Origin of the sequence: Dactylosporangium sucinum (assembly GCF_014647515.1) — a bacterium.
In the GTDB taxonomy this organism is placed as follows: Bacteria; Actinomycetota; Actinomycetes; order Mycobacteriales; family Micromonosporaceae; genus Dactylosporangium; species Dactylosporangium sucinum.
The window spans coordinates 134,538-148,318 of sequence record NZ_BMPI01000014.1 but is presented as its reverse complement, the minus strand read 5'-3'; the positions used below and the strand labels follow the sequence as shown (position 1 = coordinate 148,318).

Here is a 13,781-nt window from a genome sequence, read left to right as displayed (position 1 = left end):
GGTCCCGCCGTGGTGATGATTGTCGAAGCCGGCTCGGGTGTTGAAACTTGCCAACCAAACCGATTCAATGGTGGGAATGTTTCAACATGGAGGTGGTGCCGTGTTGTGGCGAATCGCCCGAGTCGTTGCCGTGGCCGTCGCCGCGGCGGCCGTCGCCGTCGTCCCGGCTACCGGTGGTTCCGCGGCCGCCGGGAAGGACTGCGTGACCAGTCCGGCGACCCCGAAGTACCAGCTGCGCGCGATGTGGATCGCGAGCGTCGTCAACATCGACTGGCCCAGTGCGCCCGGGCGGTCGGAGCGTGAGGTCAAGGCGGAGTACGACGGGTGGCTCGACCTCGCCGTCGCCCAGGGGTTCAACGCCGTCATCGTGCAGGTGCGGCCGCACGCCGACGCGTTCTGGCCCTCGGCGTACGAGCCCTGGTCGCAGTACCTGACCGGGGTTGCCGGGCAGGACCCCGGATGGGACCCGCTCGAGTATCTCGTCCGGCGGGCGCACGAGCGGAACCTCGAGTTCCACGCCTGGTTCAACCCGTACCGGGCCAGCATGCCGGCGCCCGGCGGGGCCGGGACCGACGTCTCGAAGCTGCCCGCGAGCAGCCCGCTGCGCGTGCACCCGGAGTGGGCGGTCGCGTACCCGGTCGACAACGCGGCCGGGCGGCTCTACTTCGACCCGGGCATTCCCGAGGCCCGCGCCTGGGTGCAGGACGCGATCATGGACGCGGTCGCGCGGTACGACGTCGACGGCGTGCACTTCGACGACTACTTCTACCCGTACCCGGCCGCCGGGCAGGACTTCGGCGACGACGGGACGTTCGCGCGGTACGGTGGCGCCTTCCCGAACAAGGCCGACTGGCGCCGGCACAACATCGACCTGCTCATCCAGGAGATGGACCAGCGGATCCACGCCGTCAAGCCGTGGGTGCGCTTCGGCGTGAGCCCGTTCGGCATCTGGCGCAACAAGGCCGCCGACCCGCTCGGCTCCGACACCAACGGCACGCAGTCCTACGACGCCAACTTCGCCGACACGCGCAAGTGGGTGCGGGAGGGCTGGATCGACTACATCGTGCCCCAGGTGTACTGGAACATCGGGTTCGCCGTCGCCGACTACGCGAAGCTCGTGCCCTGGTGGGCCGACGTCGTCGCCGGGACGGACGTCCAGTTGTACATCGGGCAGGCCGACTACAAGGTCGCCGCGGCCGGGCAGCCGGCGGCCTGGTTCGAGCCCGGCGAGCTGTCGTCGCACCTGACGTTCAACCGGCAGTACCCGCAGGTGCGCGGCGACGTGCACTTCAGCGCCGTGCAGGTGCGCGCCGACCGGCTGGGCGCCGAGACGCTGCTGGCCGCCGAGCACCGCAGCCGCCCGGCGTTCCCGCCGAGCTGGGGGCCGGCGCGGCCGATGCTGTTCCCCGTCGTCACGCAGGCGCGGCGCACGGCCGCCGGGGCCGAGCTGCGCTGGCGCGCCCTCGACGCCGCGGCGACCTCGTTCGGGGTGTACCGCTTCGACGGCGTCAGGATCCCGCGCGGCTGCGACCTCGCCGACGCCGCGCACCTCATCGCGACGGTGCGCGGCACGGCGTACACCGACCCGACGGCCGAGCCGGGCCGGCGCTACACCTACGTCGTGACGGCGCTCGACCGGCGCTGGCACGAGAGCCCGCCGAGCCCGCCGCGGATCATCTGACCCCGGTGCCGACCGTCTTCGCGCCGGTGCCGGCCGCCGGCGGGAAGGCGGCGACCGGCATCGCGACGGCGGTGAGCGCGTCGTCGAGGAAGGCGCGCCAGACCGTGCCGGGGAGCGTGGCGCCGGTGACCGGGCGGCCGGCCCGGTCGATCAGGTTGTGCTCCTCGGCCCGGTTGCCGACCCACACCGCGGCGGCGAGCCCCGGCGACTTTGCGGCCGGGTCGGACGCGGTGTGCCCGACCATCCAGGCGTGGGCGACGCCGGTCGTCGGGCCGAACTGCCACGTCCCGGTCTTGCCGGCGACCGGGCGCCCGCCGGCCAGGCCCAGGCCGTAGCGCGCCGGCACTCCCTGCAGGACCGCGTTCACGTCATCGGCCATCTCCACGGTGAGGCCGGGGACGCGGGTGGGCCGGACGACCTCGCCGAAGGTCTTCTTGCCGTCGGTCCAGACCTCCTTGAGGAAGTGGGTGTGCGCGGCCAGGCCGCGGGCGGCGAACGTGGCCATGCCGGCGGCCTGGTCGAGGACGGTCACCGGATACTGGCCGATGCCGGCCTCGGTGCCGAAGTACTTCGGGGACACGGCCTTGCCGTCGTGGTGGGCGACGTCGACCCGCTGCATCGCGCCGTCGACGGTCGCCCACATCTCGCTGATGCCGGCGGCCCGGGCCACGTCGATGACCTTGTCCGCGCCGACCGCCTCGGTGAGCCCGTAGTACGGCGTGTTGAGCGACATGACCGCCGCCTCGTCCAGGGTGCACCACGTCGGCTTGCCCGACCGGCAGGCCGGCGCGTCCGCGGCGCCCTCGCCGGCGTTCTTGACCGGGTTGCCCTGCTTGAGCGTGCGGCCGCTCGTCGGGAACTCCTGCGGCGACGTGCCGTTCCAGCCCGAGTCGGTGCGGTAGCCGGCCATGAGCCCGGCCGCGAGCGCGTACACGCCGAACGTGGCGCCCGGCGGGTGGCCGCCGCAGCAGGTCTCGTTGCCGTCGCCGAGGACGGGGTCGTCGTAGTGGCCGGCGTAGTCGTTGCCGTGGCCCTGGTCGCCGCCGTAGTACGCCTTGACGGCGCCGGTCGTGGGCTCGACGGCGACGAGGGCCGCCTGCAGGTTCTCCGGCTGGTCCTGCATCACCGACCCGGCGGATGTGCGCGACGCGGCCCGGACCGCCGCCTCCTGGATCCGCTGGTCGACCGTCGTCACGATCTTCAGGCCGCCGTTGCGGACCTTGTCGAAGTTCCGCTTGCCGTCCCGGTCCTGGTCCGCGTAGAGGAGCTGGCCGGTGCGCGGGTCGGTGAGCGCGGCGACCTCGCCGAGGACGTGGTGCACGATGAGCCCGCCGGGCCCGGCCAGCGCGGCCTTGAGCTTCGTGTCGTCCGACCGGGTCTCGTCGGCGGTGCGGATCCGCGCCGGATAGTCGAGGCCGCCGGCCTGCAGGAAGCCGAGCCCGACCATCGCGGCCTGGATCTCGGTGAACCGCTGCCGCACCGGACCGGCGTCCGCCGCCGGGTCGGCCTGCGGATCGCCGATGAGCGCGGCCAGGACGATCCCCTCGGCGGTCGTGAGGTCCTTCGCGGCCTTGCCGAAGTACGCCTGCGCGGCGGCCTGGATGCCGTGCGCGCCGCGTCCGAAGTCGCAGATGTTGAGGTACATCTCGAGGACCTTGGTCTTCTCGTACTGCTGGTTCAGCTTGATCGCGATGACCGACTCGCGCGCCTTCCGCGCGTAGCCGTCGCCCTCGAGCGCCGCCCACTGGCGCGCGTACTGCTGGCTGATCGTCGCGTGACCGCGCCACTCGTCCTCGGAATACCACGCGGCGCGCGCGAAGTCGCCGTAGCCGGCGCCGCTGTTCGCGTAGAAGGTCGGGTCCTCGGCGGCGACCACCGCGTGCTGCACGTCCGGCGGCACCTGGTCGATCGGGATCACCGTGCGGTTGGTGTCGCCGATGCGGGCGATGGGGGTCACGCCGTCGGCGTAGTAGATCGTGGTCGACCGCGCCATCGCGACGTCCTCGGGGAGCGCGACGTTGTCGAAGTAGTACGTGCCGGCCGCGGCCGTGCCGCCGGCGAGCACGGCGACCACCACGCCGCAGATGATGAGGACCTTCCGCCAGCGGCGTTTCTTCCCTGCCGCCGCATCGATGTCTGCCACCGGGTCACCGTACCGTCTGGACAGATTCGGCACCTGCCCGCTCTCTCTAGGGACAGGCGCCGAACGAGGGAGCGTGGATGATCGACAACAGGCGACGGTCCGTCGCGCCGCACGAGGTCGGCCTCGCGCCGCCCGACTTCACCGAGTTCTACGTGGCCAGCGCGGCGCGCGTGCTGCACGCGATGACCGCCTTCGCGGGCGCCGACCTGGCCCGGGAGGCGGTCGCCGAGAGCTTCGCCCGCATCCTGGAGCGCTGGGCGAGCCTGCAGCACCTCGACGACGCCCAGCGGCGGGCCTACGTGCTGACCACCGCGAAGAACTACGTCCGCCGCCACGCCCTGGTCAGCGCGCGCTTCGAGCCGCTGGCCGAGGACGCCGACGCCGGCGGCGACGACCCGGCGCTCGACCGGGTGACCGACCGGCTGAGCCTGGAGCGGGCCGTCCGCGCGCTCATCGACGGCCAGCCCGTCCGGCGGCGCCAGGTGGCGCTGCTGTACTTCCTGCACGACGACAGCTACGCGGAGATCGCGAGCTACCTCGACATCACCGAGTCCACCGTGCGCAGCCACGTCGCCGAGGTGCGGCGCCTGCTGCAGCCCTACGTGCGCCGGTACCAGTCCCTGACGGAGGCCAGCGATGCCGACCGACCTCACGCGTGACCTCGTGCGTCGCGCCTATCGCGCCGACGCTGACCTCGACGTCACCGCGGGCCTGCTCGACGTGCTGCGCCGGGCCGATCCGCCGCCGGTCGAGCCGGCCTTCGGCGCGCCGGAACCGCGCGCGCGGCGCGGACACCTGCTCGCGGTGGCGGCCGCGATCCTCGTCGTGATCGTCGGGATCGCGGTGGGCCTGCGCGGCGCCGGGGCCGGCGACGGCGCGGTGCCGGCGGCGTCGCGCGGCGCGTCGGCCGGCGCCACGGGGGCGCTCGGCCTGCCGTCCGCGACGGTCCCGGCGCCGGGGAACGTCCTGCCGTCGCAGTGCGCCGTCGCCTGGAGGCTCGCGCTGCGCGGCAAGACCTTCGACGTCCTGCCCCGCGAGGGTGCCACCTGCCCGGGGGTGCTCGCCGAGCTGACCTACCTGGCCGACGTCACGGAGGGCAACGGGCGGATCGAGGAGGGCTTCGCGACCGTCTGGCCGATCCTGCCCACCGGCGGCGCCGCGAGCGTGACCGCGCCGTTCTCGTTCAGCGTGCCGGGCTGGCCCGGGCCGGTGGCCGGCCACACGTACGAGCTCTGGCACGTGCAGGAGGGCCCGCGCGCGCAGCCGGGCGACGACGCGACGGTCATCTACGAGCACGCGCGCCAGCTGGCGACAGCGCTGGTGAACTGACCTCGTCCTCGGCCGCCGCGGGCGCTTCGTCCGCGGCGGCCGGCGTGCGGAACTCGTCGATGCGCACCAGCACGACGCCGGTGACGATGAGGGCGCCGCCGACGAACTGGACGCCGGTGGGCAGCTCGCCGAGCACCAGCCAGGCGATGAGCACGGCGAACATGACCTCGGTCAGCCCCACGAACGACGAGAGCCGCGCGCCGAGGATGCGGGCGGCGCCGATCCCGGCGACGTAGGACACGACGGCCGCCACGATCGACAGGCCGGCGAGCGGCACGATCCAGCTCATGCGGTGGCCGGCGAATTCGACGGTACCGAACGTGGCATGCAGCGACAGGACACCCACCGCGCCCAGTCCGGCCAGCGCGAGCGCGCCGACCGCCATGCCGGCGCTGGCCAGCGCCACGGACGGCAGCCCGTCGTCGCCGCGGGCGGACAGCACGAAGTAGGCGGCCAGCCCGACCGCCGCGCCGAGCCCCCAGAGGACGCCGACCGGGTCGAGGTCGCCGCCGCCGGTGAGGTCGAGGACGAACACCAGCCCGAGCACGGCGACGCCCGCGCCGGCGACGGTGAGGCGGCGGGGCCGCTGGCCGTGGACCGCCCACATCCAGCCCACCACGAGGATGATGCCGAGGTACTCCAGCAGCAGCGCGACGCCGATCGGCAGGTACTGCACCGCGTTGAAGAAGAACGCCTGGGCCGCCCCGACGGCGAGCAGCCCGAACAGCCCCACCGTGCCGAGGTTGCGGCGCAGCGTGCCCCACTTCCCGCGCAGCGACCACACGGCGGCCGGGGCGAGCACGAGCGCGGCGACGCCCACCCGCGCGGCGACGGCGGCCTCGGCCGTCCACCCGGCGTCGATGAGCGACCGGGCGAACGTGCCGGACGTGGCGAACGTGACCGCCGACAGCAGCGCCAGCCCGAGGCCGGCGGTGGAGTGGCGACGCATGGCGGCCTCCCGGGCCTGTAATAAGCTAAAGTTGCCGACGGTCATGACACTAGGCGGCCGTGCTGACAGGAGTCAAGATGGTTTTTGCCCATGACACGGAGCTGGCCATCGCCTGCGCCGTCGCGTTGGCGAACACCGACGGCCAGGACGGCGAGCAGCTCCCCGACGTGGCGGCGCTGACCGCGTTCCTGGCGGAGTGGGGCTTCACCGGCCGCCACGAGCGCACGGAGGCGGAGCTCCGCTCGGTCCGGGCCCTGCGCGCCCGCCTGCGCCGCTTGTGGGACCTGGACGAGGACGCACTGGCGGCCGAGGTGAACGGCATCCTGCGCGACTCCCGGGCCCTGCCCCAGCTGGTGCGGCACGACGACTACCCGTATCACCTGCACGCGACCCCGACGGACGCGCCCCTGGCGACGCGGATGGCGGTGGAGGCGGCGATGGCCTTCGTGGACGTGGTCCGCAGCGGCGAGCTGTCCCGGCTCCGCTCGTGCGCGTCGGACACCTGCGACAGCGTCCTCATCGACCTGTCGAAGAACCGCTCCAAGCGCTACTGCGACGGCGGCTGCGGCAACCGCGCCGCGGTAACGGCCTACCGGGCCCGCAAGGCCGCGACACCCGGCGCACGCTCGTGACCGATGGAGCGTTCCGGCTGCGGCCCTGACGGCCGTAGGGTCTGCGGCGTGGAGACACATCACCGGCCCGCGGCCCGCATCGTCTGCCTCGACCGCGCGCAGCGGGTCCTGCTGCTGCACTGGCGGGACCCGTTCGACGGCAGCCGCCTGTGGGAGCCGCCCGGCGGCGGCATCGACCCGGGCGAGACGCCCCTGGAGGCGGCGCGGCGGGAGCTGGCCGAGGAGACCGGGCTCGACCCGGCGGCGGTCGGCGAGGCGTTCGTCGCCGTCGAGCGGGACGTGCGGTGGAACGGCAAGCGGTTCGTGGGCGAGGAGCAGTTCTTCCTCGCCCGGTTCGACGCCGAGCGGCCGGCCCTCGCGCGCACCGGCCTGCTGCCGGACGAGCAGCTCAACCTGCAGGCCCACGTCTGGGTCGGGCCGGCCGAACTGGTCGCGCTGCCCGACCGGCTGGAGCCGCCCGGCCTCGCCGCGGTCATCGCCGCGCTCGCGCCGGGCGGCGTCTGGGGTGCGGACGAGCCTTAAGGCTGGCGGGTCGTGTCGCCCTCGCCGGTGTGCTCCTTGGCCGCGTCGACGGCCTTGTCGATGTGGTCGCTGTACTTGTTGCCGGTGCGCTCGTCAATCTGGTCGCCGACCTTGTCCAGCGCCGCGTCGACCTTGTCGTCGTGCTGGCCGGCGAGATCCTTCACCTTGTCGAAGAAGCTGTTCATCCCCTCACCGTACCGGTGCACCCTCCGCGGCCCCGGCCGCGACGCCGAAGAAGTCGCCGCCTTTGCGGCGGACGTCGTCGGTGCCCCAGGCCCGGTCCTCGGCGGTCACCTTCCGCAGGTGGGGGATGTGCTTCGCGCAGTGGATGTAGGCCTCCTCGACGAACACGTTGACCCACCGCTCCGCCCGCCGCCCGGGCACCGGGTCGACCGGCAGGCCGGGGAACGCCGTGCGCATCTCGGCGTCGGCGGCGATCGTCGCGTGGCCGTTGACGTGCAGCCCGATGACGTCGCGGAAGAAGTCCACGAACAGCAGCCCCACGTTCGGGTTCTCGATCATGTTGCCGACGCTCGCCAGCACGCCGTTGCCGCGGTACTCCGGCCAGGCCAGCCGCCCGGGCCCGAGCACCCGCACGAAGCCCGGCGGCCCGGCCCGGAACGTGCAGTCGCAGTGCCCGAGCGCGCTCGCGGTCGACACGAACATCATCTCCTGGCGACCGACGAACTCGGCCATGTGGTTGTTGAGCTCGGGCAGCACCTGCTGGCGGTAGAACCGCTCCGCCCGCTCCACGGTGCCGGCCCGCACCTGCATGAGGTGCTCGCCGGCCGTGCCCGGCAACCCCCTGTCCAAGGAGTCCACGCTCGCCCTCCCCGCCCTCGAAGTGGTGATCCACCCTGACACCGAGGGTCGCGGGAGCATCGCACACGGTGTGCGTCAGAGGGTCAGCGCCGGATCCAGGGCGTGGCGCGGGTGGTGCGGCTCGACGGCGTCGGTCACGGCACGGGCAGTGTCGGCGGGCGGGCACGGTGCGGCGTGCCCGCAGGCGGGGCAGGTCCCGCCGGCGTCGGCGTGCCGGTCGAGCATCTCGGCGGCCGTGCGGGCGAGCACGCTGCCGGGTCGGACGATGTACACGGAAGGCTCCTCGGTCGGTGCCGCGCACGGCGCTCGGACAGCCGCCCGACTGCCCGGTGGCACCGCCGCGAAACCAACGTCACCCTCCTCCCGGCCGGGTGAAGTCGGTGGTGCCGAGCTGCGTGCCGGCGCCGTCGTAGGCGAAGCCCAGCGGCCGGCCGGGGATGCCGACGGCCCAGAAGACCCGCAGCCGCGGGTGGGCGCTCCACGCGCCCGAGCCGTGCCGGGCTGCCGCGCCGGCCGTGCCGCGCATCTCGACCGTGGCGGCGGCCCCGGCGTACTGGCCCACGCTGACCACGCCGCCGTCGCCCAGGTCGAACGTGTGGAAGCCGCCGTAGAAGCCGATGTCGAACGGCGGCCGCTGCAGGGTGACGAGCGCCCGCAGCGGCGTGACCGTTCCGGCGGCGTCGACGCAGCCGGCGTACAGCACCGCCGAGTGCTCGTCGCCCTGGAACCAGAAGACCAGCTCGCCGAGCGTGGGCGAGGCGAGGCCGGTGCCGATCCGCGCGCCGATCTGCGTCGCCGAGTCGTGCTGGAGGATCGCGCCGTCGCTGCGCCGCGGCCGGTCGCCGGTGGCGATCACCCGGCCCCGGCCGTCGACGGCGCTGATCGCCAGGTCGGCCGGCCCGCCGCCGGGCACGCCCGTCGGGCCGACCGCGGCGCCGGTGCGGCGGGCCCAGAACAGGGTCGCGCCGGCGACGCCCGGGACGGGCGCGGTCGTCGCGCTCGTCGTCGTCCCGTCGGCGGTGACCCGGACGGCGGCGCCGGCCGCCCCGAAGACGCCGTAGTCGACGATCCCGCCGTTGCGGTCGTCGAGCTCCAGGGTCATGCCGAACCGGCCGGCCTGCGGTACACCCGCAGCCCCGTCCAACCGGCGGACCTTGCCCGTCGCGGTGTGCCGCACCCCGGCCAGCACGCCGTTGATGTCGTCCTGGTACCACAGGACGAGCTCCTCCTCCGTCCCGAACCGCACGCCGGTGTGGACGGCCGGCCCGGCCGGCGGCAGCGACTCGAACGGTTCGAGGGAGACCGTCCCGCCCACGCTCGCGGAGCCCGTCGCCGGGGCCGGCGAGGGCGACGGGCCGCCCGCGGTCAGGGCGGCGGCGGAGCCGGCCGCCACGGCGCCGGCGAGCAGGGCCGCCAGTCCGCCGGAGACCGCCCGCAGCCGCCGCCGGCGCACCGCCCGCCGGACGTCGTCGAACGTCGTGCGGGTCGTGCGGCCGGCGGCCTCGTCGGCCAGCGCGCGGCGCAGTTCGTCGAGGGTGTGCATCACGACGCCTCCTGCCGGGTCACGGGGCGCAGCTCGGGGTGGACGCGCAGCTTGCCCAGGGCCCGGGCGGTCGCGCTCTTGACCGTCCCGAGCGCGATGCCCAGCTCGTCCGCGGTCTGCTGCTCGGTGAGGTCGAGGTAGTAGCGGCACACGACGACGGCCCGCTCGCGCCGGGTCAGCTGGCGCAGGGCCCGGGTCAGCCCGGTGCGGGCGACCGCCGTGTCGGCCGGGTCCCGCCCGGTCGCGGGGCGGTCGGGCAGCAGCGCGGCCGGCTGCTCCCGCCGCAGCAGCCGCCGCCACCGGTCGGTGTGCAGGTTCACCAGGATGCGGCGGGCGTAGCCGTACGGGTCACCGCGGTCGAGCCGGGCCCACGCCGTGTAGGTGCGCACCAGGGCGTGCTGGGTCAGCTCCTCGGCCTCTCCGGCGTCGCCGCTGAGCAGGTACGCGACCCGGTAGAGCCGGTCTTTGGCGGTGGCCATGAACGCCGCGAACGGTTCGTCGTGCTCCACGCCTTCTCCTACGCCGCCGCGCCGGGAAAGGTTCCGTCACCGCCGCAGCAACGCCTCGATCATGTCGCGGAGCGGGCCGGCGAGGTCGTCCTCGGTCGCGGTGCCGAGCGGCTCCAGGCCGGACTTGCGCAGCAGGACCAGGCCGGCGGTGGCGGCGAGCACGACCTGCGCCTCGAGCAGCCGGTGCGGCTCGCCGGCGGCCGCGGCGAGGCGCTCGCTGTAGCCGCGCAGGACGCCCAGCCGGATCTGCTCGGCGCGCTCGTCGCCGGAGGAGCGCAGCAGGAGCAGCAGCTGGTACGGCCGCTCGGGCAGGGCCCGGCCGACGATCTGCGCCGCGATGGCGGCCGGGGCGGTCTCCAGGGACGCGTCGCCGGGGGAGCGGCGCAGCTCGTCGCCGGCCTTCGTCAGGCAGGCGGCGAACAGCCCCTCCTTGGACTCGAAGTACCGGCTGACGAGCGCGACGTTGACCCGGGCGTCCTCGGCGACGTCCCGCAGCCGGGTGGCCGCGTAGCCGTCCCGGGTGAACCGGACGAGGGCGGCGTCGAGCAGCAGCCGCCGGGTCCGGTCGGCGTCGCGGCGGCGCGGGCTGGGTTCCACCCGCACCAGGGTATCGAGGCCGCCGGTGTGATGTAAACCGCTGTTGACTTGATTCCGGGATGGTCGCTACCGTTCAAGTCAACAATCGTTTACTTGAGGGGTTTGCCGTGTCACCAACCGTCACGGAGGCGCGCACCGGGCGCCATGCCAACAGCACGCTCGTCGTGCTGTTCCTGTCGCTCGGCGGCCTCGCGTTCGCGGTGCTGCAGTCGCTGGTCGCGCCGGCGCTGCCGATCATCGCGCGCGACCTCGACGCCTCCACGGGCGACATCAGCTGGATTCTGACCGCCTACCTGCTGTCCGCCTCGGTGCTGACGCCGATCCTCGGCCGCCTCGGCGACATGGTCGGCAAGCGGAAGGTCATGCTCGTCGTCCTGGTGCTGCTGGCCGCCGGCACCCTGCTGGCCGCCCTGGCCCCGAACCTCGCGGTGCTCATCGTCGCCCGGGCCCTGCAGGGCGCGGCCGGCGCGATCATGCCGCTGTCGATCGGCATCGTCCGCGACGAGCTGCCCCGCGAGCGGGTCGGCGTGACCGTCGGCCTGCTCTCGGCGATCTTCGGCATCGGCGCGGGCGTCGGCATCGTCGCCGCCGGCCCGATCGTCGACCACCTCTCCTGGCACTGGCTGTTCTGGTTCCCGCTCGTCATCGTCGCCGTCGCCCTGGCCGGCGTGTACTTCGGCGTGCCCGAGTCGCCGGTGCGCGCCCCCGGCCGCCTCGACCTGGTCGGCGCGGCGATCCTCTCGGTCTCGCTCGTCGCGCTGCTGCTGGCGATCAGCAAGGGCCGCGAGTGGGGCTGGGGCAGCACGCAGACAGTCGGCCTGCTTGCCCTGGGTGTGCTCGCCCTCGTCGTGTTCGTCGTGGTCGAGCTGCGGGTCCGCGAGCCGCTCGTCGACATCCGGCTCATGGCGCTGCGCGGCGTGTGGGCGACGAACCTGGTCGCGCTCATCTTCGGCTTCGCGATGTTCGGCACGTTCGTGCTCGTCCCGACGCTGCTCGAACTGCCCGCCGCGACCGGCTACGGCTTCGGCAAGTCGGTCTCCCAGGCCGGCCTGTTCCTGCTGCCCACGACCCTGATGATGCTGGTGTTCGGACCACTGGCCGGGCTGCTCGACCGCCGCTTCGGGCCGAAGGTGCCGATGACCCTCGGCGCGATCGCGGTCACCGCGGCGTTCGCCCTGCCGGCCGTCGGGCACGGCGAGCTGTGGCAGATCCTGGTCTCCGGCCTGCTCACGGGCGCCGGCATCGGCCTGGCGTTCGCGGCGATGTCCAACGCGATCATCGAGAGCGTCCCCGTCACGCACACCGGCGAGGCGGCCAGCGTCAACACGATCGCGCGGACGATCGGCAGCAGCATCGGTACCGCCGTGATCGCCGCGGTCATCGCGTCCAACACGACGCCGCAGGGGCTGCCGACCGACGACGCCTTCACCGAGGGCTTCTGGCTCTGCGCGGGCGTGGCGGTGCTCGGCATCGTCGCCGCGCTGATCCTGCCGTCGGCCCGCCGCCGCCACCAGCAGGCGGTGGAGGTGGGCGTCGAGGACCTCCCGCCGGAGCCGGAGGGCCTGCACCACGCCGCGCACGCGCGGACCGGCTGACCCCCGGTTCCCGCCGTCCCCGAGCGTCCGTTCGGTGCATACCGGGGAGCCGCCGGCGCCGGTACGCTGAGGCCGCTCGATCGACAACGGGGGAGGGGTCGATGGCGTACCAGTCGTATCAGGTGCCGCAGCAGCCGCAGCGCAGCCGGACGCTGCGCACCGTGCTCATCGTGGTCGGCGTCGTCCTGGCGGTGTGCTGCGTCGGCGCGGGTGTCGGCGGCTACTTCCTGTTCCGCAATGTGAAGGACGCGGTCGGCCCGACCCGCGACGCCGCCGAGGCGTTCGTCCAGTACCTCGAGGCCGGCAACACCGACGCCGCCTACGACTCGCTCTGCGCGGACACCCGCGGCGCATACACGCGGGAGGCCTTCGCCGCGGGCGTCGCCAAGCAGCCGAAGATCAAGGACCACGCCGTCCAGGGCGTCTTCGTGAACACCGGCTCCAACGGCCGCACGACCGGCACCGTCACCATGCGCCTCACGCTGGACACCGGCTTCACCGATCAGCACACGTTCGTCCTGCTGAAGGAGAACGGCACCTGGCGGGTCTGCGGGCAGCCGTACTGATGCTGGTCGCGTTCGTCGGCGACGTGCACGGGCGGCTGCTGCACGCGTTCGCGGCGCTGCTCCTGCTGCAGCGGCGTCGCGGTGTGCGGCTCGACGCCGTCGTGCAGGTCGGCGACCTCGGGGCGTTTCCCAGCGTGGAGCGGATGGACGCGCCCAGCCGGCGGTTCCTCGCCGAGCACCCGGCCGAGGGCGACTTCTTCCGGCTGCTCGACCCGGACCCCGGCCTGGCCGCGGCCGTCCGCGGGGCGCTGGAACTGCTGCCGCCGATGCTGTTCGTCAGCGGCAACCACGAGGACTTCGAGTTCCTGGCCGCCCTGCACGACGGCCCGGTCGGCCCGGTCGCCGCGGTCGACCCGCTGGGTGCCGTCCGGCACGTCGCCGACGGCTCGGTCATCGAGGTGGCCGGGCAGCGGGTGGCGTTCCTCGGCCGGGTGGAGGAGCCGGGGTACATGGACCTCGACCCCGCCGCCCACGCCGAGCTGCTCGCCGCGCCGCCCGGCAGCGCCGACATCCTCGTCACGCACGACGGGCCGCACGGGCTGTGCACGAACTGGCGGGGCGAGCCGCAGGGGTCGCCGAAGCTCACCGCGCTCATCGACCACCTGCGGCCCGCGCTGCACGTGAGCGGGCACTACCACCACCCGAACGGCCCCCGCCGCTACGGGCGGACCGTCTCGTACGCGCTGTCCGAGCTGGTCTACCCGCGGCACAACCGGCGGCGCCCGGAGCAGAGCAACCCCGACCAGCGCGTGATGCCCGGCGCGATCGGGCTGTACGACACCGCGGCGGGCACCTTCGAGCTCGTCGCGGATCCGTGGCTGAGCGAGGTCCACGGCGACCACCTCGACCTCGCCTCCTACCTGGAAGGGCACTCCTGATGCGATCCAGGTTCG

16 protein-coding genes are annotated in these 13,781 nt (G+C 73.9%); 8 read left to right on the top strand and 8 right to left on the bottom strand.

Annotated features, from left to right (window positions below; translation table 11 throughout):
* Positions 1–100 precede the first annotated feature (100 nt).
* Positions 101–1,681, top strand: a complete 1,581-nt coding sequence (locus IEZ31_RS16795) for a glycoside hydrolase family 10-like protein (RefSeq protein ID WP_229835253.1) — start codon at positions 101–103, stop codon at positions 1,679–1,681.
* Here IEZ31_RS16795 and IEZ31_RS16790 read toward each other — a convergent pair.
* Complete coding sequence (locus IEZ31_RS16790) at positions 1,674–3,824, bottom strand: transglycosylase domain-containing protein (RefSeq protein ID WP_190250791.1); 2,151 nt, start codon at positions 3,822–3,824, stop codon at positions 1,674–1,676. The genes IEZ31_RS16795 and IEZ31_RS16790 overlap by 8 nt on opposite strands.
* Positions 3,825–3,901: 77 nt before the next feature.
* On the opposite strand from IEZ31_RS16790, the gene IEZ31_RS16785 reads away from it, so the two are divergent.
* Positions 3,902–4,483: an RNA polymerase sigma factor gene (locus tag IEZ31_RS16785; protein ID WP_190250790.1), complete on the top strand. Its 582-nt coding sequence runs from the start codon at positions 3,902–3,904 to the stop codon at positions 4,481–4,483.
* Positions 4,461–5,153, top strand: coding sequence for a hypothetical protein (locus IEZ31_RS16780; protein ID WP_190250789.1), 693 nt, complete (start codon positions 4,461–4,463; stop codon positions 5,151–5,153). The genes IEZ31_RS16785 and IEZ31_RS16780 overlap by 23 nt, the downstream gene beginning before the upstream one ends.
* Here the strand turns inward: IEZ31_RS16780 and IEZ31_RS16775 are convergent.
* Complete coding sequence (locus IEZ31_RS16775; RefSeq protein ID WP_190250788.1) at positions 5,107–6,102, bottom strand: EamA family transporter; 996 nt, start codon at positions 6,100–6,102, stop codon at positions 5,107–5,109. The two genes, IEZ31_RS16780 and IEZ31_RS16775, sit on opposite strands and share 47 nt — an antisense overlap.
* 77 nt (positions 6,103–6,179) lie before the next feature.
* Between IEZ31_RS16775 and IEZ31_RS16770 the strand changes: the two genes are divergently transcribed.
* Entirely contained in the window at positions 6,180–6,734 is a 555-nt protein-coding gene (locus IEZ31_RS16770; protein ID WP_190250787.1) for a CGNR zinc finger domain-containing protein, read from the top strand.
* 3 nt (positions 6,735–6,737) lie between these two features.
* Entirely contained in the window at positions 6,738–7,256 is a 519-nt protein-coding gene (locus tag IEZ31_RS16765; protein ID WP_190250786.1) for an NUDIX hydrolase, read from the top strand.
* Here the strand turns inward: IEZ31_RS16765 and IEZ31_RS16760 are convergent.
* The 6 genes from IEZ31_RS16760 to IEZ31_RS16735 all read right to left on the bottom strand — a co-directional run bounded on the left by IEZ31_RS16760 (position 7,253) and on the right by IEZ31_RS16735 (position 10,727).
* Positions 7,253–7,441 carry an antitoxin gene (locus IEZ31_RS16760; RefSeq protein WP_190250785.1) on the bottom strand — a complete coding sequence of 63 codons (189 nt, stop codon included), beginning with the start codon at positions 7,439–7,441 and terminating at the stop codon, positions 7,253–7,255. The two genes, IEZ31_RS16765 and IEZ31_RS16760, sit on opposite strands and share 4 nt — an antisense overlap.
* Before the next feature lie 4 nt (positions 7,442–7,445).
* Complete coding sequence (locus tag IEZ31_RS16755) at positions 7,446–8,078, bottom strand: pyridoxamine 5'-phosphate oxidase family protein (protein ID WP_229835251.1); 633 nt, start codon at positions 8,076–8,078, stop codon at positions 7,446–7,448.
* A 75-nt stretch (positions 8,079–8,153) separates the two neighbouring features.
* Positions 8,154–8,351, bottom strand: coding sequence for a hypothetical protein (locus IEZ31_RS16750; protein WP_190250783.1), 198 nt, complete (start codon positions 8,349–8,351; stop codon positions 8,154–8,156).
* Positions 8,352–8,430: 79 nt separating this feature from the next.
* Positions 8,431–9,624 carry a hypothetical protein gene (locus tag IEZ31_RS16745; RefSeq protein ID WP_190250782.1) on the bottom strand — a complete coding sequence of 398 codons (1,194 nt, stop codon included), beginning with the start codon at positions 9,622–9,624 and terminating at the stop codon, positions 8,431–8,433.
* Positions 9,621–10,130 carry a SigE family RNA polymerase sigma factor gene (locus IEZ31_RS16740; protein WP_229835250.1) on the bottom strand — a complete coding sequence of 170 codons (510 nt, stop codon included), beginning with the start codon at positions 10,128–10,130 and terminating at the stop codon, positions 9,621–9,623. The genes IEZ31_RS16745 and IEZ31_RS16740 overlap by 4 nt, the downstream gene beginning before the upstream one ends.
* A 36-nt stretch (positions 10,131–10,166) precedes the next feature.
* Positions 10,167–10,727 carry a TetR/AcrR family transcriptional regulator gene (locus IEZ31_RS16735; RefSeq protein WP_229835249.1) on the bottom strand — a complete coding sequence of 187 codons (561 nt, stop codon included), beginning with the start codon at positions 10,725–10,727 and terminating at the stop codon, positions 10,167–10,169.
* Between the two features lie 107 nt (positions 10,728–10,834).
* Between IEZ31_RS16735 and IEZ31_RS16730 the strand changes: the two genes are divergently transcribed.
* The 3 genes from IEZ31_RS16730 to IEZ31_RS16720 all read left to right on the top strand — a co-directional run bounded on the left by IEZ31_RS16730 (position 10,835) and on the right by IEZ31_RS16720 (position 13,766).
* Positions 10,835–12,322, top strand: a complete 1,488-nt coding sequence (locus IEZ31_RS16730; RefSeq protein ID WP_229835247.1) for an MFS transporter — start codon at positions 10,835–10,837, stop codon at positions 12,320–12,322.
* Between the two features lie 101 nt (positions 12,323–12,423).
* A complete protein-coding gene (locus tag IEZ31_RS16725; RefSeq protein ID WP_190250780.1) occupies positions 12,424–12,888 on the top strand; it encodes an Rv0361 family membrane protein in 465 nt (154 codons plus the stop codon).
* Positions 12,888–13,766 (top strand): metallophosphoesterase family protein, encoded by an 879-nt coding sequence (locus tag IEZ31_RS16720; protein WP_190250779.1) that lies wholly within the window; start codon positions 12,888–12,890, stop codon positions 13,764–13,766. Before IEZ31_RS16725 ends, IEZ31_RS16720 begins: the two co-directional genes overlap by 1 nt.
* Positions 13,767–13,781: the final 15 nt, after the last annotated feature.